The organism is Blastococcus colisei (assembly GCF_006717095.1).
GTDB lineage: Bacteria > Actinomycetota > Actinomycetes > Mycobacteriales > Geodermatophilaceae > Blastococcus_B > Blastococcus_B colisei.
Window position 1 is genome coordinate 1,569,074 of record NZ_VFQE01000001.1, and the last position, 25,130, is coordinate 1,594,203.

Consider the following 25,130-nt stretch of genomic DNA (forward strand, 5'->3'; position numbering starts at 1 on the left):
GAACGCCGTCGACCATAACGCGCGGCTGTGGCCGGTGGCGGACCGACGTGGGTCCGCCACTGCCCGGCCGGGTGACGCCTCGTAAGACGCGCCAGGTCAGGCCGTCGCCGGCACCAGCCGGTGGAGGAATGCCTGGGTCTCGGGGTCGGTGGAGAAGAGCAGCGTGCCGCGCATCCCGCGGCTCAACAAGACCTTGTAGACGTTGCGGATCAGGGCATCGAACTCCTGGTCGCTCACTTTGGCCCGGTTCCGGAAGTCCGGGTCCTTGTTGTGGGAGCGATCGGTCACCCAGCGGTCGGTTCGCCAGATGAGATCCGGTCCCATGAGCACGCCGTTCCAGTCGTACTCGAAACCCTGGGCGGTGTAGACGCAGCCGACCTGAGCGAAGCCGGCCGGATCGCTGGCCCACAGGGCTGATGGCGGCGCCCCTCCGACGGACCGCTCGCCCTTGAGGTTCCAGGGGCGCTCCCAGTTTCCGATCCGCACGTCCGCGACAAGGGACCCGTCCTTGCGCGGGTCACTCCACGGCCAGCAGTAGCCCGCGGCCATGCGGGCGCCGTACTTGTCGCCGAGATACCGCTGGAGCTCGGACTCCATGGCCGACGGCGAATCGGCTACCCGGACCTCGAAGTTCTCATCGCCGGTCTAGGGGATCGGCCCGCCCGGCTTGAGGCCGAGGAGCCGTTCCACCCAGTCGATGTAGGCCTCGGAGCCACCGCAGCGGTACTGGGCGCTGAGGTCCACGTGATGCACGTCGAGTCCGCGCTCACGGGCCGCCTTCTCGATGTCCTGAACGGTGCCGAGTTCGCCGGGTCGCACGACCTGGTTCTGGTCGAGGAGGAAGACGGGCACGCGTGCTGCATCGATGAGCTCGTCGACCTGGCGCTTGTCCGTGCGGAGTTCCGCCTTCGTCCACCGGTTGGCGGAGGTCTCGCGGAGACGGTGGGCCTCGTCAGCGATGAGAACGTCGAAACCGTTCTTGTCGGCGTCCGTGAAGCTGTTGAAGTACTTGAACAGCGACTGGACCTGACGAGAGCCCTTACCGGCCACCTTGCGGAGGGTCTGGGTGAACGACCGCGATCCCGTCGCATGGATCGCCGTCCGGCCACGGCGGTTCAGTTCACCCAGCAGCGAGAGCGCGATGACGCTCTTCCCGCTGCCCGGCCCGCCGGACACGACGACGACGCTCTTGTGGTCGCCCGACCGCGCCTTCTCGACCTCGTGGAGGACGAGGTCGAAGGCCACTCGTTGTTCGTCGAGCAGCACGAACTGCTCGCGGCGCTGGATCTCGTCGGCGGCGACCTGCATGAGCTGTTTGCTCGGCGCGATCGTCGAGTGGAGCAGGCGGTCGGCGTAGTGGCTGCCGTCGCTCGGTGCCAGCCGGCTCCGGAGGAAGTCGAGGAATTCTCCCCGGCTCTCCTTGGTGAACAGCCGGCCGAGCTCGTCCTGCGGGTAGTTGTAGAGCTGCCCGACCTGATTCCGGGCGGCGTTGTGCAGGTAGGCGGCACCGGCGACGACGTCGGTCGTTGCGTGCAGAAAGGCGACGAAGTCCAGCAGGTACTCGCCGTAGGCCCGCACCTGGGCGACCGGGTGGAGGATCGGGCGTCGCCCATAGGTCGGCTGGACGACCAACTCGGCGTCGTCCTCGAACAGCTCGGCGTCCGTCCACTGCTTCAGCTCGAGGACGACGTACGACGGGCTGTCCCGCCGAGGATGGCGCCCGGCCAGGACGGCGTCGATGCGCTTGCTGCTGAGCGGGAGCTGGTACTCCAGCAGCACCTCGACGTCCTCCAGGCCGGCCTGGAGCAGGTCGGTGGCCAGTACCCGCAGGCTGGCGTCCCAGGACCGCAGCTCGGAGGCGGAGGCGCGACGCTTCATCTGGAACGACATCTGCTCGGCGAGGACGGTGCTCAGGCGGCCGGCCGACGACAGGCCGGCCAGACCTCGCGCGGAGGTGCGCAGCAGTGGCAAGGACAGTCCCCAGGCAGCACGAATCGATTCGTGCGGGTGGAGGCATGTCCTGGGTGCGGAAGCCTGTCGAGCCGCTCCCGAGACAGTAACGGGCCGGAACCGGGACGGCGGGCATCGATACTGGCGCCGTGTCGGACATCCGCGACCTCACCCAGGCGATGCGCCAGTGCCCGAGGCGGCGACGGCGCGGGCGCTCAGTTTTGGGGTCGGGCCGGAACGGGACGGGTGGGCGGCGAGACCCGGGTGTCCCACCGGGTGCTGGCCAGCTGCCGCTCGGCGTGTGTGACGAGGGAGAACACGTCCGTCGCGGTGTATCCGGTCGTGCCCCGCTCGACGGATCGACGGGCGAGGATCCCGGCGTCCGCGAGCTCTTCCAGCGCGGCTCGCGCCGCCGGGAACGAGACGGCCAGGCGCCGCTGCGCCGTCCGGGACGTCAGGATCGGCACCTCGGGCAGGGTGCGCAGGATCCGCGAGGTCGCGGAGTCGGCACGCGGAACCTCGCGCCGCCCCTGGGCGGCCCGGTGCTCGGCGAGCTTCGTCTCCCACTCGTTCTGCAGTCCGGCGATCTGGCGGGCGAAGAGCTGCGCCTGCTCCGCGGCGACCGTGGTGGCGGAGAGGAAGAGGTCCAGCCATGTGGCGACCGCGGCTGCCGCTTCGCCGCCCGCGGGGGGCCCTGCGTATCGGTACGAGGTCAGGCCCTCGACGTAGCGGTCGCGAAGGGTGGAGAGCACCAGGCTCACCGGGAGGACCGCCGACGGCGTGAGGCGGCGCCGGGTGAGCACGGTGTGGATGAGGGCGCGCCCCACGCGACCGTTGCCGTCGGTGAAGGGATGGATCGTCTCGAACTGGGCGTGCACGATGCCTGCCTGCACGAGCGGCGCATGGACGGAGCCGTTCATGTAGTCGACGAGGTCCGACATGAGGGCAGGAACCAGCTCCGGCGGGGGCGGGACGAACTCGGCCGACAGTGGGTGCCAGGCGGAGCCGCCGAGCCAGTTCTGCACCCGGCGCAACCCGTGGTGGGCCTCGTCGGGCAACAGCGCCCGATGGAGGGCCTCGATGTCCTCGACCGTGATGGCATCTGCCGTGGCCAGCTCGTTCCCCGCCCGGCGGAGGACGGTGATGTTGTTGGCGACGAGGCGCGCCTGGTCGCTGAACCCTCGGACGTCCTCGTCCTGGGCGAGTTCCGCGAGAGCGACCTGTTGGGGCGAGGGCGCGATGCCCTCGATGAGCGAGCTGGCGATCGCCTCCGAGCGCAGCAGGAAGCGGGCGAGGCCCTCCAGTGCCTGCGCTCCCGGGCCGTTCGTCAGCTCACGGACCGCGCGTTCCGCCACCGTGGCGGCCTGATTGGCGTCCCGGGACAGGCTCAGGGGCCGCGAGGTCACCAGGTCGGGCTCGTAGCGGCGGTACGGGCCGAAGAGTCGATCGGCGCGCGGGACCATGGTCAGATCGGAGTGCTCCCAGACCGCATCCAGCCACCGCGCCATGGTCGTAACCTTTCACGGACAGTCATTCCGTTAAAGTGTGATATGCGATCCTTTAATGGATCCGCCGTTCACGCAAGCTTGTGGTCCTGGTCTGCGTCCGGCGATCGCTCGGACGGGTGAGTCCGCCGCCTCCCCTGACCTACAGCCCCGCGGTCGTGTCGGTGGCGTCCGCTACCCACTGAGCGAGGCAGGGTGGTCGGGACCCGTCCGGCAGGCTGCCGGCGACGGCGATCGGGGAGGTACGGGCGATGCAGCGACTCGACGGGCGGCTGGTGCTGAGCCCGACCGACCTGACCGCCCACCAGGAGTGCCGGCACCTGACCCGGCTCGACCTGGGCGTGGCCGCGGGGGAGTGGGCGGCGCCGGACGTCGAGACGACGGAGGAGCTGCAGTTCGTCTTCGACCGAGGCATGGCGCACGAGGAGAGGTACCTGGCGTCGCTCGAGGCGGCTGGAAAGACGATCGCGCGGATCGAGACGGTGTTCGACGCAGACGGACGGCGCCGGGCCGAGGTGCAGACGGTCGAGGCGATGCGCCGCGGGTTCGACGTCGTCTACCAGGGGACCTTCTTCGACGGCGCCTGGGGCGGGCAGGCCGACTTCCTGCTTCGCGTGGATCGGCCGTCTCCGGTTCTCGGCGACTGGTCCTACGAGATCGCCGACACCAAGCTGGCGCGGAAGCTGAAGATCGCCGCCCTCCTGCAGATGGCCACTTACGCCGAGCGGCTCACCGTGCTGCAGGGGGTGGCGCCGGAGTGGATCCACGTCGTCACCGGGGACGGCGAGTCGCGGCCGTGGCGGCTCATCGACGTCGCCGCCTACGCCCGCCGCGCGCGGGCCCGGCTGGAGACGTTCGTCGAGGCGCCGCCGGCGACCGGTCCCTCGCCGATCGGCTACTGCGAGCAGTGCCGCTGGGCGGTGCGGTGCAATGCCGAGCTGCGGGACGCCGACGACCTCGGCCTGGTCGCCGGCATGCGCGGCGACCACCGCGACCTGCTGAGGGCGGCGGGCATCCCGACGCTGGAGGCGCTGGCGACGGCGTCGCCGGAACGGCTGAAGGCCTCGGGCATCGGCGCGGACGCGCGCACCCGGCTGCAGCAGCAGGCGGCCGAGCAGCTCAAGGAGCGGACGACGGGGGAGTCGTCGCGGACGCTGCTGCCGCCGGTGTCCGGCCTGGGTCTGCTCCGGCTGCCGCCGCCAAGCCCGGGCGACCTCTACCTCGACTTCGAGGGCGATCCCTGGTTCGAGGACGGCGCGGGCATCGAGTACCTCGCCGGGCTGGGCGACCGGTCGCGCGGGTTCACGCCGCTGTGGGCGCACGACCGGCCGGCGGAGAAGCAGATGGTCGCTGATCTGATCGACCGGATCGTCTCTGCCACAGAGGCCGACCCCGCGATGCACGTCTACCACTACGCGGCCTACGAGGTGACCGCGCTCAAAAAGCTGACCGGCGGCTACGGCGTCCGCGAGGCGGAGCTCGACCAGCTGCTGCGCGAGGAGCGGTTCGTCGACCTCTATCCCGTCGTCCGGCAGTCGATGCGGATCAGCAAGGAGTCGTACTCGATCAAGAAGGTCGAGGCGTTCTACGGCCGGTCGCACGAGGGCGAGGTGGCCAGCGGGCTCGGCAGCGTGCTCGTCTACGAGCAGTGGCTGGCCGACGGCGACGCCGCGAAGCTGGCCGCGATCGAGTCGTACAACACCGACGACGTCGACTCGACCCGCGAGCTGCACGACTGGCTGGAGCAGCAGCGCGCCGAGCTGGAGGCGCTGCACGGATCGCTGCCACGGCCGACGCTGACCGCGTCGGCGCCCGACCCGAGGGTCACCGACGCGCAGGCCGCCGAGCAGGAGCTGACTGACCGGCTGCACGCGGCGGGGCACGAGCTGCTCGGCGACCTCGTCGGCTGGCACCGTCGCGAGGACCGCCCGGCCTGGTGGGAGGTCTACCGCCTCCAGGATCTGGACGCCGAGGAGCTCGAGCGGGACGGCACAGCGCTGGGCGGGCTGACCTTCGTCCGGTGCCTGGGGCCGAAGAAGAAGAGCGACCTGTACGAGTACTCGTTCCCGGTGCAGGACACGAAGGTCTCCACCGGTGAGGCACTCGACGTGGACACCGCGAAGAAGGTCGGCGAGGTCTTCGAGTTCGAGGCCACGGCCGGGCGGCTCGTGCTGAAGACGACGGCGACCGAGCCGCCTCGCCCGCGCGGACTCGGGCCGGGCGGGCCGCTGAACACCAAGAGCCTGCGCGAGGCGATCCAGGCGAGCGGGGAGGACGTGCTGGCCGGGCACGACTGTCTCGGCCAGGCGCTGGTCGAGCGGCGCGTTCCCGCGGGAACGCAGCTGCGCGAGGGTGAGTCGACCACCCAGGCGATCGTGCGGCTGGGCCTGGCTCTGGACGGCGAGGTGCTGGCCATCCAGGGCCCGCCGGGGAGCGGCAAGACGACGGCCGCGGCTGAGCTGATCCGGGAGCTGCTGGACGCGGGGAAGAAGGTCGGCGTCACGGCGACCTCGCACGCGGTGATCGGCAACCTGCTGAAGGCGGTGGGGCGGCCGGCGCTGCAGAAGTGCGACGAGAGCCAGCACTGCGGCTCGGACGACGTGGCGTGGTCGTCGGACAACGGCTTCGTGGCGCAGGCGCTGCTGAGCGGCGACGTGAACCTGGTCGGCGGGACGGCGTGGTTCTGGACGCGTGCGGACGTGGCCCAGGCCGTCGACGTGCTGGTGGTCGACGAGGCCGGGCAGTTCTCGCTGGCCAACGCGGTCGCGGTGGCGCGGGGTGCGCGGTCGATGGTGCTGCTGGGCGATCCGCAGCAGCTGGCCCAGCCCAGCCAGGCGGTGCACCCGGGGGAGTCCGGAGCCTCGGCGCTGGAGCACCTGCTCGACGGCCACGCGACCATCCCCGAGGACCGCGGCGTCTTCCTCGACCGCTCGTACCGGATGCACCCGGACCTGACTGCATTCGTGTCCGACCTGGCGTACGAGGGCCGGCTGGAGGCCGCGGACGGCCGCGAACGGGTTGCGGTGCTGGGGGAGGGGCGGCTGTCGGGGAGTGGCCTGCGGGTGGTGCCGGTGCGGCACGAGCTGACTGGGGCGGACAAGAGCCAGCAGGAGGCCGACGTCGTCGCGCGGCTGTGGCAGTCGGTGCAGGGCTCGACGTGGCGCAGCCATCTCGGTAAGGAGGCGCGGATCGGGCCGGAGCAGGTGCTGGTCGTCGCGCCGTACAACGCCCAGGTCGCACTGATCAAGGCGGCGCTGCCGGACGGTGCACGGGTGGGGACCGTGGACAAGTTCCAGGGCCAGGAGGCGCCGGTGGTCATCTACTCGATGACCAGCACCAGCGCAGTCGACGCACCGCGGGGCGTCGGGTTCCTGTTCGACCTCAACCGGCTGAACGTGGCGGTGTCGCGGGCGCAGGCGCTGGCCGTCGTGGTGCTGAGCCAGCTGCTGTTGGACGCGCCCGTGCGGACGCCCGAGCAGCTACGGCGGGTGAACGCGCTCTGCCGGCTGGTGGAGTCGGCGACCGTCGTCGTGTAGCCCCGCCCGCGTGCGCGGGCCGGATAGGACGCGTGGTCTGATGCCAGTCAGAGGTTGGTGGCCGGCGTCGGGGCCGGTCCGCTCGGCAGGAAGGTGGGCTTGTGGCCGGATCCGGTGAAGTGCAGCTCGAGGTGGACGGCGGCGTCGCGATCGTGACGCTGAACGCCCCGGACCGGCGCAATGCGCTGACGCCGGCGATGGCCGACGAGCTGATCGCGACGTTCGACGAGGTGGACGTCAAGCCGGAGGTCGGCGCGCTGGTGATCCGGGCGGTGGGCAAATCCTTCTGCGCGGGCGGCGACATCGCCACGCTGACCTCCGCCGGCAAGGACCCGGCGGGACCCGAGGCTTACGAGGGCATGGGCAAGATCTACGACTCCTTCTACCGACTGGGCCAGGTGAAGGTCCCGACCGTGGCCGCGGTGCGGGGCTCCGCGGTGGGCGCCGGCATGAACATGCTGCTGGCGGCGGACCTGCGGATCGTGGCGAAGGACGCTCGGCTGTTGTGCGGGTTCCTGAAGCGCGGCATGCACCCCGGCGGCGGGCATTTCGTCATCCTGTCGCGCTTGATCGGACGCGAGGCCGCGGCCGCGATGGCGCTATTCGGCGAGGAAATCAACGGCGACAAGGCCGTTGAGCTCGGCCTGGCCTGGGAGTCCCTTGACGACGCCGCGGTCGAGGAGCGCGCGATCGAGCTGGCCGCCCGCGTGGCAGCCGACCCCGAGCTGGCACGCGTGGCGGTGGGCAACTTCCGCAAGGAGGTTGTCAACGGCGCCGTCGGCTGGGACGTCGCGATGCACTCTGAGCGCCCGGCGCAGATGTGGTCCATGCGCCGCTCGGCCGGCTGAGAGCGCGAGTTCGTGAGCGAATGGTGGAGCGCGGGCGCGGGCGCGGTCGACGGGCCCCCGCTCCGCGGCGCGCGGCCCGTCTTCGTTGCCCAAGGTCGCCGTCGGCGCCGGGGTCCACGTTCCCCGGCATGACGCCATAGCGTCGCCTTCGTGTCAGTGCGCCGATCTAACTGCCGCGACGAGTCAAGCCACTTTGGCGGCATGGAAGACGTCCGCCGGTAGCGCGTGTTCGAGGTTCCACAAGATGCGCATGGGCCGCTCGCCGGTGTGTGACAAGTAGGTCATTGGGCCGGCGTACAGGTAAGGCGGAGCGCCGAGGTTGCCGTCTGATGTCTTGGTCTCACGCAAGAACAGGTGTACCGAGGTTCCGAGCTCACGATGGTGGATGTAGCGGTTGCCGACGCCCGTGCCGGGGCGAGTCGTGTTCTGTGATTCCCACTGGAAGATGCTCGGTGAGATGGCGTGGTCGGCATACATCGTCGTTGGGGAGTAGTGCAGCTCGGTCTTCTGCAGGGTTACGAAAAAGAGGTCTGCGCTCTCATCGGGGATCCACCAGACGCCTGCCCCGAACGCGTTGGCAAGGGACTCCCTGCCGAATGCCGCCAGCGCCTCCACCTGCGTGTACCGCGCGTGTAGATGCAGTGGTCGGGCGCTGGCCGCCGTTAGTTTGGGGGTGACCCGATGCAGCCGGTCGACTAGCACGTCGGTGAGCTGGGTCAGTTCCTCGGCCCGACTCGGATGGCGGAGGAGCCGGTCAAGGCTTGCCTCGATCGAGCTGAACTGCTCCTGCTGTCCGAACAGGGAGAAGTGCAGCATTGCTGCAAGGCGACGACTTCGCGCATCTCTCGTTACGTCTGTTGTGCCGGCCGCGGTAATGATTTCCCGGATGAACTGGAGGCGTTCGAGGTCGTCGATGTGCAACATGCGCGCAAAGGCATTGGCCAGGCGGCGGTCATCCGGGCCGGGGGTGTCCTGGACGCGCTCAGCGGCCCTCTGCAGGTCAAGCCAGCTCCGGCGATTGCCGCGGTAGAGGTCCTCGAGCTCGATGCCGGCTTCGTCGAGGAACTCGGCCATCGTCGGCCGCTCCAAGCTACGCGCCTCGGCGACGAGTCCCTTCCAAGACACGTTCAGGGATTGCTTGATGTTCTCCAGCACGATTCGCTGAGCGACTCTGTCGAGCTCGATGTGACAGCCGGCCGGCAGCGTGGGGAACCCCTGCTCGACGTCCCTCTGTAGACCACGACGCGAGCTGCCCGTGAGAGCTCGGAACCGTAAGTCGAAGCGAAATTCCTGATGCTGCGCCCCGATGAAGTCGAGGACCGTCAGGCATGCCTTGTCCTCGCTCAGCCGCAAGCCTCGACCGAGCTGCTGCAGGAACACCGTGGCGCTCTCCGTGGGCCGGAGGAACAGCACCGTGTCGACTGTCGGGATGTCGAGCCCCTCGTTGAACAGGTCGACCGTGAACAGCACGTTGGCCTGGCGCTCGCGTAAAGCGACGAGGGCAGCGGCTCGCTCCTCGCGCGACGTCTGGGAGGTGATGGCACGGCTGGGGATGCCTGCGGCGCTGAAGCGCTCCGCCATAAACTCGGCGTGCTGGATGCTCACGCAGAACCCCAGGGCGCGCATCCTCCCGGGGTTCTCCACCTTGTCGTGCACCGCCTGCAGGATGAGACGCACGCGGTGGTCATCACCGGTGTAAACGTTGGTGAGCTCGGTGAGGTCGTAGCCGCGACCGCGCTTCCAGCGCACCTGCTCCAGCGCCACGTCATCGTGTAGGCCGAAGTATTGAAACGGCGCCAGCAGTCCCTGCTCCAGTGCTTCCCACAGCCGCAGCTCCACGGCGGTTCGACCGTCAAACCACTCCCGGACATCGGCGCCGTCGGTGCGTTCTGGTGTCGCAGTGAGGCCGACAAGGACCTTCGGCGCGACGTGCTCAAGTAGGCGGCGATATGTGGACGCCATTGCGTGGTGGAACTCGTCCACGACGATCATGTCGAAGTGCGCGGGATCAAGGTCGGCCCGGTCGAGCTGAGTCAGGGACTGTACGGACCCGAAGACGTGACGCCACTCTCGCGGTCGCTGGCCGGCGACATAGAGCTCGCCAAAGTCGCCCTGCCTGAGCACGTGTCGGAATGTCGACAGGCTCTGAACCAGCAGCTCTTCGCGGTGAGCGATGAACAGAATGCGGTCGACCGTTCCTGCGTCGCGCAGCCGCTTGTAGTCCAGCGCAGAGACCACCGTCTTGCCGGTTCCCGTGGCCATCACCACGAGGTTGCGCCACCGGTTGTGGATGGTGCGCTGCGCCTCGAGCTCGTCGAGGATCTCCCGCTGGTAGCCGAATGGGCGGACGTCGAGTGAGGTGATCTGGATGGGCAGGTCCGAAGGACCGCCGCGCTCCGCGTTGAGCGCCTCCCGCAACCGGTCGCCGTCCCGTGCCGGGTCGTACGTCTCGAACGATGGGTCAGCCCAGTAGCTGTCGAATGTCTCGGCGAAGGTCTCGAGAAGATGGGCCTGCTCGACGTTCGAGAGGCGGACGTTCCATTCCAGCCCGTCCGTCAGCGCCGTACGGGACATGTTTGAGGAGCCCACGTATGCCGTCGATAGCCCGGTCGCGCGGCGGAATAGCCACGCTTTGGCGTGTAGTCGCGTCGTTCGGGTCTCGTACGAGATCTTGACGTCTGCGCCCAACTCCACGAGGCGATCGAGCGCCCGCTGATCGGTCGCGCCCATGTACGTCGTGGTGATGACACGAAGCCGACCGCCCCGCTCCCTCAAGTCGATCAGCGCTTTCGCTAGCACGCGAAGCCCCTGCCACTTGATGAAGGCGCAGAGCAAGTCCACACCGTCGGCGGACGCGAGCTCCCGAGTGACCTCGTAACCGATGCGGGGTTGTCCGCGGCCGTTCACCAACAGCGCACTCGTGGACAGCGGGACGGCGGGTCGTTCCGGGAACGACACGGGGCCTGGGACGCTGTTCGGCGCAGCGACCGCCAGGAGCTGGCGTACGGGATCAGTGACAGCGTCGTTCGAGTCGGCTGCTTCCGGCGCGAGATCGCCGATCGCGGCAACAATCCGGTTGGCCAATTCGACTTGCCGACTGACGGCCGCGGAATCGCCTCCGCCGGCTGCTCGCAGCGCGCGGCTAGTGAGGCCGGCGATGTGGCGGGCTAGGGCCTCGTGGGCGTCCGCCGGATCGAGCGCGCCGATCTGAATCAAGTCGTGAGCCGTCGACGTCAAGTCTCTGCTGAAGCGGTCGGTGATCAGGTGCTCGTACAGCCCGGCAGGCACGTCCCCCATGCGCTGAACGTAACCGGAGGCTGACGCAGCCCGCCTTTACGACGCGACCCCATGGGGTGGGCGCATCGGCCGCTAGCAGCTGCCGTCAGGGGCCTCCGACGCGAACGCCGCGCAAAGTCAGACGCGTCTTTGCCCACTCCCTTAGCTAGATCGCGTACTCACTCAGACGATCCAGCGCGGCGGTGAAGCTGTCGTTCCAGAGCCCGAGGTGCGGCCACCGTTCGGCGACGTGCGCCGTCGCCTCCTCGACCGACATCCCCTTCTCGCGCACCAGCCAGCCGCGCAGCACTAGCCCGGTGCGCGAAGCGCCGCCGTGGCAGTGCACCAGGAGCCGGTGTCCCTCCTCCTGCAGCGCCGCCATGTCGTCGAGGACGTCGGCGAGCATTACGCCGAGGTCGGCGTTGTGCTCGTTGTCGGCGATGTAGGCCATCCGGTGCACGGGGTGCCGGAACGGCTCGCCGAGCCGGCACAGCGAGATGACGGCGAAGTCTTCCTCGCTGTAGCGCGCGCCATCGAGGTTGCCGGCCCAGATGCCCGGCAGCACCTCCGTCGGCCCGATCCGCGGGATCACACCCGGGTCGTAGTTCTGCTGCACCGCGCCGTCCAGCGCAGCGGCGAGCTGCTGCAGGTCGGGCAGCCGCCACACGCGATCACCGAAGCCGGGAACCCGCCCGTGCACCACCGACGCCCACCGGCTGGGGATCGCCCCCATGCCGAAGACCGCGCCGGCCAGCCCACCGGCGACGGCGGCCACCGTGTCGGTGTCCCCGCCGAGGTCTATCACCAGCCGCAGCACCTCGGCGAAATCGCGGCCGTTGCGCAGCGCCCACACCGCCTGGCCGAGCGTCGGCCACACCGCACCGTTCGCCTCGGTCGCGTCGGCCGGCGTCCACTCCGGCGCCAGCACGGTCGCCCACCGGCCCCGGTGCACGGTCGCCACTGCGTCGAGCACGGACGGGATCGCGGCCAGCGGGTTCCCGCCGTCCAGCGCCACGCGCACCAGCTCGTGGAAGATCGCGCAGCCCTCGCCGGCCGAGGGGTCGCCGTGGGTCAGTGCCGAGAGGCGCCGGGCGGCGTCCATGGTGGCTTCGCGACCGTCGCGCGAGAAACGGATGGCGGCCGGCGTGGTCCTCATCAGCGAGCCGTTGCCCGCCGCGTGCCCGGAGCGGGCGAAGTGCTCGGCCGCGGCGACGTCCCATGGTCGGCCCGAGCCCATGACGGCGCGCGTCTGGTTGCCGATATCCGGCGGTCCGGCCGCCGCCCAGGTGCGGAACCGGTCGAAGACGTCGGCCCCGTCCAGACCACCGTGCTCCACCAGCGACGTCGCCACCAGCAGCGCCATCTGCGTGTCGTCCGTGAACTCGCCGGGCTCCCAGTCCAGCGATCCGCCGCCGCACATCTCCGTCTTCGAGCCGCGGGCCGGCACCGGGAAGCGGGCCGAGAACCGCCCCGGCGGCCCGAACTCGAACGGGGCACCGAGCGCGTCGCCGACGGCGGAGCCGACGAGCGCGCCGGCGACGCGGTGGGAGCGGTGCATGCGCTGGGTCACTCAGGACTCCTGGAAGCGGCGGACAGGTAGACGGGGCGGTCGTCGAAGCGGCGGCGTCGACGCAGACCCGGTGACTACCGGGGAACCGGCAGCCGAGCCCGGCCGGGCTACACGACGTGAGCCGGACGGCCCTCGACATCGAGCGTGCCAGACCGGCGGGCTGCGGACGGGAGCGCCAGGGATGCCGAGCGTGGCGCGTGCAACTCCTCGACGCAGTGTGCGGCCAGGCGGTACGACGCAGGCCGGACCGCTCAGGAACGACCGCTCAGGAACGGACCGGTCCGTCGGCTGCCCTCGAACAGCGGACGGCAGCTCGCGCGGGCACCTGAACGCCGTGTCGAGGAGCTGTCGTCGGGTCGCCCGATCGGGTGGTTGTCACGGGTCCGTGGCTGCGCGCCCCGGATCGTTGTCAGTAGCTCGTGCCACGGTGCGCCTCCCGCCGTCGCCGGATGGTCTGGAACAGGGAGTGGCATGAGGGAAACCGTCGGAGCGCAGGTGAGACGCGTGTGTCCCCGGTGCGGGCGCGAGGACTCGATCCCGCTGGTCTACGGGCTGCCAGGCTCCGACCTCTTCCAACAGGCAGAGCGCGGGCGGGTCGGTCTGGGCGGTTGTCTGGTGATGGACGAGCAGGCGGCGTTCGTCTGCCGCTCCTGCGAGCTGGAGTGGGGGAGCGAGTCGGACCCGACCGCAGACGAGGCGGAGCTGACCGAGCTGCTGGGCGTGGCCTACCCCGACGTCGTCCGCGCGCTGGGCACCGGCTGGCGGCGAGAGGCGCCAGCCATCGGAGACGACGTGCAGTGGTTCGTCAGCGGCGAGCCGGCGCAGGTGGCCGTCGGGGTGCAGGGCCCCTACTTCGTCCTGGCCCGGCCCCTTACCTCTGGGGGCGAGGGTCGCCCCGGACCGCTCTCGACGGACGGTCCGCGGTTCACCCGGGACGACGTCCTCCTTGACCCGCACCCGGTGGCCGATGCCGCCGAGGCCATCGCTTCCAGCCGGCGTCGGTCGTTCCGCTGGTGCCGCACCTGCCGCCGGGCCACTGCGCCGGAGTCGTTCGACGCCTCCGAGGGCTCGTGCGAGCACTGTCTGTCGATCCTTCCCGATTCGCACGAGTGACCGCCGGTTCGGGCGTTTGGCCGAGGCGCGCACGGGTGCGATGGGGCTGGTGGGGCAGGAGCGGACCGGATCGGCCCGAAACCCCCGGTTCCGTCGCCCCGCCGTGTCATGGTCCGCCGGGCACGTACCCCTCGGTCGACGTACGGCCGCGAGCGCAGAGGAGCCGTCGTGACCGTTGCCGTCGTCGACGTGGAGACCACCGGGTTGTCCCCGAAGATGGACCGCGTCGTGGAGGTGGGCGTCGTCCTGCTCGACTCCCGCGGTGAGGTCGAGGGCGAGTTCGAGACCCTGGTCAATCCCGGACGGGACGTCGGGCCGACCGGGCTGCACGGCATCAGCGCGTCCGACGTCGTGGACGCGCCCGCCTTCTCCGACGTCGCGCCGCACCTGCGGTCGCTGCTCTCCGGCCGCGTCGTCGTCGCCCACAACGCGTTGTTCGATCTGCGCTTCCTGGCCCGGGAGTTCGGCCGTGCCGGCTGGCCGATCCCGCTGTCGCCGTCCCTGTGCACCATGCGCTTGGCGCCGCTGTTCTTCGGCTCGGGCACCCGATCCCTCCAGGCGCTCTGCGGCTTCCTCGACATCCCGCTCGTGCACGGCCACGCCGCGCTGCACGACGCCCGCGCCACCGCGGAACTGATGCTGTCCATGCTGGCTTCCGACCTGGGCACCGGATCGCTCGCCGGGGCCGGTGTCCGCGTCGACTTCGCGGACGATGGCAGCTACCGCGGCTTCGAGGCCCTCGACGGTGGCTGGGCCGACCTCGTCGCCGCGGCGTCCGCGCACGCCGCCGACGGCCCGTGTCCTCCGTGCCGCACCCTGCCCCGCGACGCGGCGACCGCCGCCGTCCGCGAGCGGGACGGCTACCTCGGCGGGCTGGTCGCCGCCCTACCGGCACTGGACGACGCGCCGCCGAGCATGGCGCCGTACCTGACCGTGCTCGACCAGGTTCTCGAGGACCGGCTCGTCAGCGTCACCGAGGCAGCCCAGCTCGTCGCCCTGGCCGGTGAGCTGGGCTGCGGCTCCGACCACGTCTCCGCCGCCCACCGGATCTACCTGGAGGCCTTGGCCACTGCCGCCTACGCCGACGGCGTGGTCACCGACGCGGAGCGCTCCGACCTCGACCGCGTCGCGTCGCTGCTCGGAATGGGGAGCCGGGACGTCGAGCTGGCACTCGCCGTGGTGCGCAGCGGCGCGCAGGTGTCGCTGCCCCGGCGGGCGGAGGTCTTCGCGCCCGGCGACCGGATCGTCTTCACCGGAGCCATGAGCCGGACCCGCGACGAGCTCGAGCAGGCTGCGCGCAACGCCGGCCTGACCCCGATGTCCTCGGTCTCCAAGCAGACCGCCGTCCTCGTCTGCGCCGATCCGCACTCCCAGTCGGGCAAGGCGGCCAAGGCGCGAGCGCTCGGCGTGCGGGTGATCGGCGAGGCGGTGTTCTGGGAGGCCCTCTCGGTCGCGGGGATGCGCACGTGACGGCGCGGCTCTTCCCCGAGGAGCCGGAGTTCGCGTCTGCCTCCGAGCAGCTGCTGGTGCAGACGCTGCGAGACCAGCTGCCCGACGACGCCGCCCTGTTCTGCAACATCCGCTTCAGCGACCGGTCGCAGGACCGGGAAGCCGACGTCATCGTCGCCTGGCCGGGCGTGGGCGTCGCCGTCGTGGAGGTCAAGGGCGGCAGTGTCTCGCTGGAGCGCGGGGAATGGCGCCAGATCGGTGACGGCGTGGACCGCATGGTCCGCCCGGTCGACCAGGCGGTCGCCTGCAAGTACCTGCTCTGCGAGTACCTGGCCGACCACCCGCGCTGGACGGCGAGCCGCCCGCGGACCGCCCACCTGGTCGCGCTGCCGGCGACCACGCTCCCGGCCGACTTCAGGGCGCCGGGGCTGGCGCGCTGGATGACCGTCGACAAGACCGATGTGCCGCACGTCGCGGCCCGGATCCGGGCGGCGCTGGAGAAGGTGCGGGACGAGCCCGACCCGCCGACGGCGGGCGACGTCGACGCGCTCGTCGACTGCCTCGCCGGGACCGCGATCCCGCAGCAGGACCTGCTGGCCCAGGTCGCCGAGCGGGAGGCAGCCTGCGACCTGCTCACCCGGCGGCAGGCGAAGGTGCTCACGATGCTCGAGTCGTTCCACCGGGTCGAGATCCGTGGCGGTGCCGGCTCCGGCAAGACCTGGCTGGCCGTCGAGAAGGCCCGCCGGCTCGCCGCGCAGGGCCAGCGAGTCGCGCTCATGTGCTACTCGCGCGGGCTGGCCGAGTTCCTTAAGCGGCGGGTCGACACCCTGCGGAAGAAGGAGCGCCCCGGGTACGTCGGTACCTTTCACTACCTCGGCATCGGGTGGGGCGTGGAGCCCGGGTCCGACGACGACAGCCAGTACTGGGAGGAGTTCCTGCCCGCCGAGATGGTCTCGCTGGCGGCGCGGCTGCCGGAGTCCGAGCGGTTCGATGCGATCGTCATCGACGAGGGGCAGGACTTCGCCGAGAGCTGGTGGGACGTGGTCCGTGCCGCGCTGCGCGACCCGGACGAGGGATCGATCTACGTCTTCTCCGACGAGGGGCAGCGGATCTTCGCCCGGCAGGGGCGGCCCACGGTCGACCTGACGCCGATCCCGCTGAACGAGAACCTGCGCAACACCAAGCAGATCGCCGGCACCTTCTCCAGCCTCGCCCCCGAGCAGATGGAGATCCGCGGCCTGGCGGGGGTGCCCGTGCGCTTCGTCCAGTGCTCGTCCGAGGATGCGGTCGACGCTGCCGACGACGTCGCCGAGGCACTGCTCGACGGTGGGTGGCCGCCGGAGCACGTTGCGCTGCTGACCACACACCGCCGGCATCCCGTCCAGGTGGAGCGGCAGGCCGAGGGGCAGGACGCCTACTGGGACACGTACTGGCAGAACGACGACCTCTTCTACGGCCACGTGCTCGGTTTCAAAGGCCTCGAGCGCCCCGCCGTCGTCCTGGCCGTCAACGGCTTCCGGAACGAGGCCCGCGCCCGGGAGATGCTCTACGTCGGGCTGTCCCGCGCTCGCGACCTGCTGGTCGTCTGCGGCGACCTAGAACTCATCCGCCGGGTGGGCGGCAAGGCAGTCGCCCGCCGGCTCACCGCCTGACCGCGATCTACGGAGACAACAGCATGAGCGAGCCCAGTCAGCTGCAGCTGCCCGAATGGTTGTCCACGAATCTCCGTGCCACGCCTGCCGCGGAGGTGGCCGGTCAGCCGGTCACGGTGAACCGGAGCTGGTGGGAAGAACGCCTCGACGGCACTCCTTTCGCCGACGAGCTCTTCGACTCCCCGGAGGAGCGGCTAACTCGCACACTGCTCTTCGAACTCGGGGAGCGAGCCGGCAAGTCACCGGAGGACGCCCGCCGGTTGCTCTGGGCCACGCTGGCCTGGGGAACGGGTCGGCGGCACCGCAACAACCGAGCTCGCGTCACCGCTGTCGTGAAGGGCGGCGACGAGCTCAGCGAGGTGCTGAGACGGGCGGCCGAGGTCGGCCGCGCCGACCCCTCGGCTGCCTACCGGCTGCTCCGGCCCTACCGGAACGCCGTCTCCCACCTGGGCCCGCCCTTCTTCACGAAGTTCCTCTACTTCGCCGGCGGCGGCAGCGCCGCCCACCCCTGTCTCATCCTCGACTCCCTGGTCGCGAAAACCCTTCGGCGGCAGTGCGGCTGGACGGAACTCACCGGTTGGTACAGCTGGCCGGCCAACCAGTACGTCGACTACTGCGAGCTCCTCGCCCGTTGGGCCAAGGAGCTGAGCGACGACGTAACCGGCGACGCGGTGCGCCCCGACCAGCTGGAGTACGCCCTCTTTAACCGAGGGAGGCACTCATGACGACTGCTGACATCACCGTCGTCGCCTCGGACAACGCTGTCACCCGGCGCGAACGGCGACGCCAGTCGGCCTACCGCGACGAGGTTCTCGGGTTGCCTGCCGGACCGGCCCGGGACGGCCGCATTCTGGGCAACTACCTGCCCGCTGACGACCGGCGCAGCAACTTCCTCAGTTCCGAGGCCGCCGACTATGCCGCCTCGCGTGTGGACGTCGTCCGGAGCGAGGGCGGGCAGCTCGAGCAGACCCGGCTGTTCACCAACATGCTCAGCTCGATGCCGATGTGCTTCAGCGTCTTCGGCCACCTCCGCGCGCGGCCGGAGGCCGCGGCCGCGCTCCTGTCGTCGCTGACCGGTCGAAGCATCGCGGGTTTCGACCGGGTGACCGTCGGCCGCCGGACCATCGACGGGATCGAGTGCGAGTGGGCGCCCGAGCGGCGCGAGCACCTGGACGACGGCACCGCCTTCGACGCCGTGGTCGCCGCCCGGCTGGCGGACGGACGACGACTCCTGATCGCCGTCGAGACCAAGTACGTCGACACCTTCAGCCGGGACAAGGACGACCCCGAGAGGGACCGCGAGTACCGCCGCTTCTGCGAGCAGTTCGGCATGGCGCCCACCGCCTTCGACGCGCTGAAGGGCCCAGCCACCCGGCAGCTGCTGCGCAACGTCCTGCTCACCGAGAGCGTGCGCCGGGGCGGTGCGAGCGGGCCCGAGGCACTGTTCGACGACGCACTCACGCTCGTGCTCGCGCGGGAGGACGACGCCGCTGCACGGTCGACGGTGGCCGCCATCGACCGAGAGCGCGGCGGCCTGCCGACGGCGGTGGCGTTCGTCGGCCACGGTCCGCTGGCCAACGTTGCGTCCGGGATCGATGGGCTGGGGGAGTGGGCCACCCGCTTCCGTCGCCGCTACGTCGCCTCCGAAGAACTCTCGTGACCTCCTCTTCGTCCCTCACGGAAGCCGCGGCTGGAGCACGCCGACCAGCGGACCTTCCCGCGGGAACGCCGAGGGGTCGGCAGGGCATCCGGGAGGTCGCCGAGCCCGAGCCGCGTCGCGGCCGCCGGCAATCGGCTCTCACCGAATCATCGAAAGGAACCACATGACCCCGCCGCACCTCCCAGCCCAGGCGACACCGAGCACGGCTACGTCCGGCCAGCGGTTTCGGGCGGGTGCCTGGTACTTCGTGCTCACCATCGCCTCGGCCGGCTTCCTCGCCGCCGTGCCGTTCTGGCACGCCGCAGACCGGCTTGGCCGGCGGAAGGTGCGCCCGCTCGCGATGGCCTACACGGCGGCCGGCATCTACCTCGTCATCCTCATGGCGCTCACGCCGCCGCAGCAGCCCGACGGAACGTCGGGCAACGAGACGCTCAGCACCATCGGCGGGTTGAGCGCCGTGTTCGTCGTGGTCGTCGCGTGCATCCAGCTGCGCTCGCTCCGCCGCGAGGTGTACGGCGCACCTGGCGTCGTCCCCGGGCACGACGACCCGGCGGTCGCCCGTGCACTCGGCGCCCGGGCTCGCCGCGAGGAGACCCGGCAGCTCGTCACGCGGGAACCCGGTCTGCGGCGGGAACTCGGCATCGGTCGTCCCGACCTGGGCCGCGGCTACGACGACGGCGGGCTGATCGACGTGAACACCGCGCCGACCGAGGTGATCGCCCGCGTCGCCGACATCGACCGCGGTGACGCCGAGGCCATCGTGGCGGGGCGCACCGCCCGCGGCGGCTCGTGGTTCGACATGGCGGAGTTGGTCGACAGCGTGCCGCTTTCGCCCTCTGCGCGAGAGCACCTCCGGGAACGGGCGGTCTTTTGATATGGCAGCTGACCGGGGGGCGGGGTCTGGACCTGACGACCGCGCTTCGCGCCGTGGTGGCTCTCCGTCGGCGGTCGGACCGTCATCGGGCTCGGTGGTGCCTGAGTCCTGCCCCTGAATGGTCTCGGCCGGCTTCGGCCCTCACCAGTGCGGGTGGCACGGGCTGCCGGGAGCCGATTCGGACGCATCCGTCTCGTATCCTCGCGCGGCTTGATGACTGCATGGGACTTGGGGTCGACGTGAATGAACTGCTCGCTCTCGCGGGTGCGCACAAGGCTCTGACGGCCGTGGCCGTCGCTGCGGTGGTCGTGGGCGGCGGAATCGTTGCGGCGACCGCGGTCGGATCCACCATCGCGACGGTCACCAAGGTGGTCGACGGCGACACCATCGACGTCCGCTACGGCGGCCGAGAACACAGGGTTCGCCTTCTCAACATCGACACCCCTGAGGCCGTGGACCCGAATTCTCCGGTCGAGTGCTTGGGCCCTGAGGCGTCCGACTGGCTGAAGCAGCGGTTGCCGGTCGGCACCGAAGTGCGCCTCGAGCGGGACGAGGAGACGCGCGACCGCTACGACCGAGAACTGGCTGCCGTCTTTCTCGGGGACGAGTTCGTCAATGCCGAGATCGCCAGAGCCGGCATGGGCGTCGCGATGTCCGTCGGCCCCAACGTCAAGTTCTTGCCGCAGGTAGAGGCCGCCCAGGCGGAGGCCGTGAGCGGTGGTCGCGGTCTGTATGCCACCTCGATCGAGTGCACGGTGCCCGCACGCGTTGAGGAACTCAGCTCCGCCGCTACCGAGACCGTCGGGCAGGAACCCGCAGGCGCGGCAGCGCTCGCCGACTTCGACTCGCACCGTGCTGAGCTCGTCGCCCTTCTGGTGACCGCCAAGGACCTGCTGGCTCTTCTTGACGGCGACGCGGATGTCCTACCGATGGCGGCCTACCGCAACCAGACGAGCACTCTTCGCTGGCAGGTGGCGAGAGTCCAGGACCGGTTGGAGTCCGCCGAGACCAGGAACGGGATCGCCCGGGACGCGCGAAAGAGCCAGCTCGCGGAGGAGGCGCGCCGCGCGGCTGAGGAAGCCGCCCGCCAGGCGGCCGCGGAAGCCGCGCGCCAGGCTGCGGCCGAGCGCGCCGCTGCTGCGGCACGGGCAGCGCAGCAGTCGGCGCCGTCGTATCGCCCCCCGTCCCCATCAACCGCCACGCGCACCGCGGCTCCGCCGCCGTCCAACAGCGGATCCGGGTCGAGCACCTACACCGGCTGCCGGAGTTACGCGCCTGGCGGGAAGACGTGGACGCCGATTCCGTGCTGAGGCCCGCGGATCGACGAGGAGATGGACATGACCGAGCAGCACACGGGCTGGGATGACCTGGCCATCCGTTGCCCGGGCAGTGCTGCCAGCGCCCAGGCAGCGCAGGCCCGTGCGGCCGCACCCGTCCGGTCAGTGCTCGCCCGACTGATGGGCGTGCACAGCGACGAACGCGCATGGCGACTCGGCGCTGCCGGCGAGAAGCGTGTTGGTCGTCAGCTCGAGCGTTTGATGAAGGACGACCCCCGGTGGCGCTGTCTGCACGCCATCCCGGTCGGTAGGCGAGGTGCGGACATCCACCATTTCGTGATCGGCCCGGGCGGCGTGTTCACGCTCAACGCCAAGCACCACCCAGGCGCTCGGCTCTGGGTCGGTGGCGACACCTTCATGGTCAACGGCGTCCGGCAGCCTTACGTGCGGAACAGCAGGCACGAAGCCGACCGCGTGAGCAGCCTGCTGTCTTCTGCGGTCGGTCATCCGATTGCGGTCACCGGCCTCGTCGTCCCCGTCGGTGCTCAGGACGTCCGGATCAAGAAGCCGCCGAAGGACGATGCGGTCGTGCCACGGCGGCAGCTGTGGCGCTGGTTATCGCATCAGCCACAGGCACTGCCCGTCGCGATCATCGACACGCTCTTTGAGCAAGCCCGCCGGTCTGCAACGTGGACCGGTACGTGAAGCCGTGGTGACCTGGGGTCCAGCGGCTTCGAGGCCGCACGATCGGCGGTCCAGGCGGTCGACCGGCAACGCGGGGGACTGGCACGACCGTGCGGTTCGTCGGACACGGCGAGCTCGCCGATGCTGCCGCGCGAGGGCGCGACCTGGTCAATTGGGCTGGGTAGCTCCGGCGCCGCTGCGTAGGCGGGCCGGCGGAAGCCTGACCTCCCGTGCGAGCTGACGATCTGGCCTCTGGTCATCGGCTCACCCGCGACGCCGACGGGGGTGGCTCCTGTCCGGCGTCCGGGCGGACGACTGGCTGCTGATCTCACCCCTCGGAGGGGAAAACCGCCACGATCCGTGCACGGAGCCGATCACAGACGGTGAATCGCTCTAGCCTTTCGTTGCTCACCGTGATCGGCGACTGCCCGTGGCAGAGGTCGATCAGTCGCACGGGGGTGACGATCCACGGGGCATCTGCGACGCGGCACGATCCGCTGGCCAGGACCCCACGGAAGACCGGCGGGGCGCGCCCGCCTCGGGGGAGACTGTGGCCACAACCAGATCGAAGGCGGAGCGCTTCGACGCGTCGTACCGCTCGTTGCCCGTCTACTGGCCGGTCCGCTGGCGCCTGCTCTGGATTGCGCGGAGCGACCGGCGTGCCGGGTTGCCCATCGGGCTCAGTGCCGAAACGACTCCGGCTCTTCGGGACCTCGTGGCCCGCCGCGACGACGCCTGCGAGCACGAGCGCACCCGCTACTACGCCCATGTGCGCCCCATCGACGTCCGCTTGGCCGAGATCGACACCGAACTTGTGGCCCTGAAGCGGACCCTCGCGGAGAAGGCGGAGGCTGCGGTGCGCGCGGCGGTCCCGCCGTCGGAGGAGGAGCTGGTCCGGCGCAAGGCGGGGGAGCGCGACCTCCCCCCGGAGCTGGTCCGGCAGCGGCGGGTGCTCGAGCACCAACGGATCGCCGACGCGGCCCGCGAGGCCGAACTCGACGCGCAGCGCCGGCTGGACGCGACTCTTGCCGAGGAGGCCGAGCTTGCGGCACGCAGGCAGAACCGGGCCGATGTCACCCGGTCTCGTGCCCTCCGCCTCGTCGAGTACGCCGATCGGCTGGCGGCCCTGTACCGGCGCGCCCTGATCCGCCGTCACCCGCAGCGGGACGCCCTGGTCAGCAGCTGGCGAAGCGACCTCGCCGGCCCGCCGGCATGGGTGCTGGCCGACGACATCATCCCGTCCCACCGAGCTCCGGGAGCCGCCGCGTGAGCAGGAAGCCTCAGCAGGAGAACTCGTCGGCGAGCGCTGTCGACGGCGGGAACGGGTGGTCTTTCCGGCACCCCGCCGACCCGCCGCTCTCGCCGCGCATGCCGGCACACGAGGCACGCGACGCGGTGCACAAGGTTGTCACCGAGATGCACGCCACCGGCTCGCTCGACGCGGGCAACGGTGATGCGCTCGACGCCTGGCTCGAGTCGCTGCGACCGCAGTGGGTCGCCCACCACGAGTTGGCCGGCGCCGAGGCTCAGTCCGTGGCCCAGCTGGCGGCCGGCCATTACGAGGCGGCCGCCCTGGCGGCCCGCCGGACGGCCGAGGTGACGAAGGCCGAAAGGGACCACACCGAGCGGCTGGTCTCGATCTTCGAGCAGCGGCTCCTGGCGCCGAACGAGGGGTCGGCTCGCGAGACGCCGGACCGGCGACGACGCCCTCGCCCCTCGATCGACGCGCTGGAGGGGCTCACCCCCCAGCGTGGCTGGCAGTGCGTCAGCATTCTGCTCCTCCTCCTGGCGACCGCCGGTGACCTCGCCGCCTTCTACGTCACGCTCGCCGGGATGACCGGGCAGCAGGCCTACATGGTCTGGACGCTGACGATCGCTTTGGCCGCGGCAGCAGTCGGCGTCATGCACGTCGTGGGCCGGACGGCGCGGAACCTGCGCGAGGGACAGGGCGGCCTCGGCCGGGTGTCCCTGGCGTTCATGACCACGGGGTGGCTGGCACTCGGCGCGGCGACCTTCTACGTGCGGACCCAGGTCGAGGCGCCGACGGCCTCGACCGGCCAGGTGGCCTTCGGCGGCGTCGCCGCGGAGACGTCGGGGGAGGACCCGCTGCTCGCGGCCCTGCTGCTGGCCGCGCTCTACATCGGCTCCGGGATCCTGGCCTTCTGGATCGGGTTCTCCGACCACCACCCGCGGATGAAGTCCTACCTGAAGCTCCGCCGGGACCTCGCGGCGCAGCGGCGCGCGGCGGCTGACGCCGAGAGTGCGGCGATCGAGGCCGAGCGGCTGGCCGACAACGCTCGCGCCGAGATCGAGCGGACGGCGGCCCGCACGGCCGCCGCCGCGGCCAGCGTCGACGCCGAGATCACCGAGCTCAAGGAGCTGGCGCGCATCCACGTCGCCGGCGTGCTCGGTGACCCGGCCGCCACCAACAACCTCGTCTCCGGACGGGCGCCGGGCGAGGCCCGGCCGAGTCACCTCAGGCCGCTCGTCCCGTGGCCGGCCGCTCCGGCCGACCCGCTCCCGCCCACGAACGGCAAGGGCAACGGCAACGGCCATCACGCCGGCGCCCGCTGATCCAAGGACACTCGTGAACGCACCGTCGGCACTGCGCCGCATCGCAGCAGGCGTGGTCTCCATCGCACTCCTGGTCGGCACCGCCGCGTGCTCGGACGGCGCTGAGCCCACCGGTGGGCTGTCGATCGTCGTCGGCGCTCGGAACAACATGCCGGCACCGGCGCTCTCCGGGGCAGCCTCCGAAGCCATCGAGTCAGCCCTGGTCTCCCAGAGCCACCTGTCGGTCGTGGTCGCCGACGGTGCGCCGTTCCAGCTCGACGGCGCGGGTGCGCTGGTGGCGCGGGACGAGAACTCGATCGTCCAGAAGCAGGACCGTGACCAGAACCGCGAGCTGATCGAGCGGGCGCTCGGTGAGGCGCAGGCGAAGACGGAAGAGACCGACCTCCTCGCGGCACTGCTGCTTGCTGCCCGATCGCTGAGCAGCGTCGACGGGGAGGTCACGATCGTCATCGTCGACTCCGGCCTCTCCACCACGGGAGCCCTGAACTTCGCGGCGCAGCCCGAGCTGCTCGACGCCGATCCGGAGACGCTCGCTGCCGCACTGGCGGAGGCCGGGGAGCTGCCGGATCTCAGCGGCGTCGACGTGGTCTTCTCCGGGCTCGGTGATGTCGTGGCTCCGCAGGAGCCGCTGCCTGCTGCGCAGCGCGCCAACCTGATCGCCATCTGGACCGCGATCGTCAAGACGGCCGCCGCACCAAACGTCCGCGTCGAGGAGGCGCCGCTCAGCGAGACGCCCGCCCGCGGCCTACCCCGGGTGACTCCGGTCGTCCCGGGCGAGGGGTCGCGATGCGTGGTGGAGACCGTCGTCCTGGACGAGGGGGACATCGCCTTCGTGGCCGACACCGCCGAGTTCCAGGACGGCGACGCCGCCCTGGCGACGCTGCAGCCCATCGCGCAGCGCATGACGTCGCAGGTTCTCTCGGCCACGCTGACCGGAACGACCGCCGACAAGGGCGACGACGAGGGGCAGAGGGCGCTCAGCAGGCAGCGCGCGCAGGGCGTGGCCGACGTCCTGGTCGAGCTGGGAGTCCCCGTCGGCCGGATGACGGTGACCGGTGTCGGTAGCGACTTCCCCGATTACGACCCCACCGATCTCCCGGCGAACCGGGCCGTGCGGATCCAGCTGGCCGGCGTAGCCGAGATGGAGTGCTGAGCTCAAGTC

At 70.8% G+C, this 25,130-nt stretch carries 16 protein-coding genes and 1 pseudogene; 13 read left to right on the plus strand and 4 right to left on the minus strand.

The features are described 5' to 3' along the window. Positions 1 to 96: 96 nt before the first annotated feature. Positions 97 to 1,890 (minus strand): annotated as a pseudogene (locus FHU33_RS25720) (DNA/RNA helicase domain-containing protein). Between the two features lie 275 nt (positions 1,891 to 2,165). Further along, positions 2,166 to 3,458 carry a Fic family protein gene (locus tag FHU33_RS07475; protein WP_142024773.1) on the minus strand — a complete coding sequence of 431 codons (1,293 nt, stop codon included), beginning with the start codon at positions 3,456 to 3,458 and terminating at the stop codon, positions 2,166 to 2,168. A 248-nt stretch (positions 3,459 to 3,706) separates the two neighbouring features. On the opposite strand from FHU33_RS07475, the gene FHU33_RS07480 reads away from it, so the two are divergent. Both FHU33_RS07480 and FHU33_RS07485 read left to right on the plus strand, forming a co-directional pair. After that, positions 3,707 to 6,991 (plus strand): TM0106 family RecB-like putative nuclease, encoded by a 3,285-nt coding sequence (locus tag FHU33_RS07480; protein ID WP_142024774.1) that lies wholly within the window; start codon positions 3,707 to 3,709, stop codon positions 6,989 to 6,991. A gap of 101 nt (positions 6,992 to 7,092) precedes the next feature. Beyond that, a complete protein-coding gene (locus FHU33_RS07485) occupies positions 7,093 to 7,839 on the plus strand; it encodes an enoyl-CoA hydratase/isomerase family protein (RefSeq protein ID WP_142024775.1) in 747 nt (248 codons plus the stop codon). A 183-nt stretch (positions 7,840 to 8,022) separates the two neighbouring features. Here FHU33_RS07485 and FHU33_RS07490 read toward each other — a convergent pair whose 3' ends face one another. Both FHU33_RS07490 and FHU33_RS07495 read right to left on the minus strand, forming a co-directional pair. Beyond that, positions 8,023 to 11,136, minus strand: coding sequence for a DEAD/DEAH box helicase (locus FHU33_RS07490; protein ID WP_142024776.1), 3,114 nt, complete (start codon positions 11,134 to 11,136; stop codon positions 8,023 to 8,025). A 145-nt stretch (positions 11,137 to 11,281) separates the two neighbouring features. Further along, the gene (locus FHU33_RS07495; RefSeq protein ID WP_142024777.1) at positions 11,282 to 12,685 is read right to left on the minus strand and encodes an ADP-ribosylglycohydrolase family protein; all 1,404 of its coding nucleotides are present in this window, start codon (positions 12,683 to 12,685) and stop codon (positions 11,282 to 11,284) included. Positions 12,686 to 13,189: 504 nt separating this feature from the next. Between FHU33_RS07495 and FHU33_RS07500 the strand changes: the two genes are divergently transcribed. The 11 genes from FHU33_RS07500 to FHU33_RS07550 all read left to right on the plus strand — a co-directional run bounded on the left by FHU33_RS07500 (position 13,190) and on the right by FHU33_RS07550 (position 25,121). Next, positions 13,190 to 13,798 carry a hypothetical protein gene (locus tag FHU33_RS07500; protein WP_246063388.1) on the plus strand — a complete coding sequence of 203 codons (609 nt, stop codon included), beginning with the start codon at positions 13,190 to 13,192 and terminating at the stop codon, positions 13,796 to 13,798. Between the two features lie 168 nt (positions 13,799 to 13,966). Continuing rightward, positions 13,967 to 15,268 carry an exonuclease domain-containing protein gene (locus FHU33_RS07505; RefSeq protein ID WP_142024779.1) on the plus strand — a complete coding sequence of 434 codons (1,302 nt, stop codon included), beginning with the start codon at positions 13,967 to 13,969 and terminating at the stop codon, positions 15,266 to 15,268. Beyond that, positions 15,265 to 16,899: a nuclease-related domain-containing DEAD/DEAH box helicase gene (locus FHU33_RS07510; protein WP_142024780.1), complete on the plus strand. Its 1,635-nt coding sequence runs from the start codon at positions 15,265 to 15,267 to the stop codon at positions 16,897 to 16,899. Before FHU33_RS07505 ends, FHU33_RS07510 begins: the two co-directional genes overlap by 4 nt. A 23-nt stretch (positions 16,900 to 16,922) precedes the next feature. After that, positions 16,923 to 17,624 (plus strand): 8-oxoguanine DNA glycosylase OGG fold protein, encoded by a 702-nt coding sequence (locus FHU33_RS07515; RefSeq protein ID WP_142024781.1) that lies wholly within the window; start codon positions 16,923 to 16,925, stop codon positions 17,622 to 17,624. Then, on the plus strand, positions 17,621 to 18,559 hold the full coding sequence (locus tag FHU33_RS07520) for a PGN_0703 family putative restriction endonuclease (RefSeq protein WP_142024782.1): 939 nt from the start codon (positions 17,621 to 17,623) through the stop codon (positions 18,557 to 18,559). Before FHU33_RS07515 ends, FHU33_RS07520 begins: the two co-directional genes overlap by 4 nt. Before the next feature lie 163 nt (positions 18,560 to 18,722). Further along, on the plus strand, positions 18,723 to 19,433 hold the full coding sequence (locus FHU33_RS07525; protein ID WP_142024783.1) for a type II secretion system protein GspK: 711 nt from the start codon (positions 18,723 to 18,725) through the stop codon (positions 19,431 to 19,433). A gap of 239 nt (positions 19,434 to 19,672) precedes the next feature. Continuing rightward, positions 19,673 to 20,743, plus strand: a complete 1,071-nt coding sequence (locus FHU33_RS07530) for a thermonuclease family protein (RefSeq protein ID WP_170182351.1) — start codon at positions 19,673 to 19,675, stop codon at positions 20,741 to 20,743. A gap of 27 nt (positions 20,744 to 20,770) precedes the next feature. After that, positions 20,771 to 21,415 carry a nuclease-related domain-containing protein gene (locus tag FHU33_RS07535; protein WP_142024785.1) on the plus strand — a complete coding sequence of 215 codons (645 nt, stop codon included), beginning with the start codon at positions 20,771 to 20,773 and terminating at the stop codon, positions 21,413 to 21,415. A 529-nt stretch (positions 21,416 to 21,944) separates the two neighbouring features. Beyond that, positions 21,945 to 22,664 (plus strand): hypothetical protein, encoded by a 720-nt coding sequence (locus tag FHU33_RS07540; RefSeq protein WP_142024786.1) that lies wholly within the window; start codon positions 21,945 to 21,947, stop codon positions 22,662 to 22,664. Further along, positions 22,661 to 23,968, plus strand: coding sequence for a hypothetical protein (locus FHU33_RS07545; protein ID WP_142024787.1), 1,308 nt, complete (start codon positions 22,661 to 22,663; stop codon positions 23,966 to 23,968). The genes FHU33_RS07540 and FHU33_RS07545 overlap by 4 nt, the downstream gene beginning before the upstream one ends. Before the next feature lie 13 nt (positions 23,969 to 23,981). Next, on the plus strand, positions 23,982 to 25,121 hold the full coding sequence (locus FHU33_RS07550; protein WP_142024788.1) for an OmpA family protein: 1,140 nt from the start codon (positions 23,982 to 23,984) through the stop codon (positions 25,119 to 25,121). Positions 25,122 to 25,130 lie beyond the last annotated feature (9 nt).

What these genes read in the sequence shown, in the direction of transcription:
- FHU33_RS07475 (WP_142024773.1), bottom strand. Translation starts at nt 3,458, where the DNA reads ATGGCGCGGTGGCTGGATGCGGTCTGGGAGCACTCCGATCTGACCATG.
- FHU33_RS07480 (WP_142024774.1), top strand. Translation starts at nt 3,707, where the DNA reads ATGCAGCGACTCGACGGGCGGCTGGTGCTGAGCCCGACCGACCTGACC.
- FHU33_RS07490 (WP_142024776.1), bottom strand. Translation starts at nt 11,136, where the DNA reads ATGGGGGACGTGCCTGCCGGGCTGTACGAGCACCTGATCACCGACCGC.
- FHU33_RS07515 (WP_142024781.1), top strand. Translation starts at nt 16,923, where the DNA reads ATGAGCGAGCCCAGTCAGCTGCAGCTGCCCGAATGGTTGTCCACGAAT.
- FHU33_RS07520 (WP_142024782.1), top strand. Translation starts at nt 17,621, where the DNA reads ATGACGACTGCTGACATCACCGTCGTCGCCTCGGACAACGCTGTCACC.
- FHU33_RS07525 (WP_142024783.1), top strand. Translation starts at nt 18,723, where the DNA reads ATGACCCCGCCGCACCTCCCAGCCCAGGCGACACCGAGCACGGCTACG.
- FHU33_RS07535 (WP_142024785.1), top strand. Translation starts at nt 20,771, where the DNA reads ATGACCGAGCAGCACACGGGCTGGGATGACCTGGCCATCCGTTGCCCG.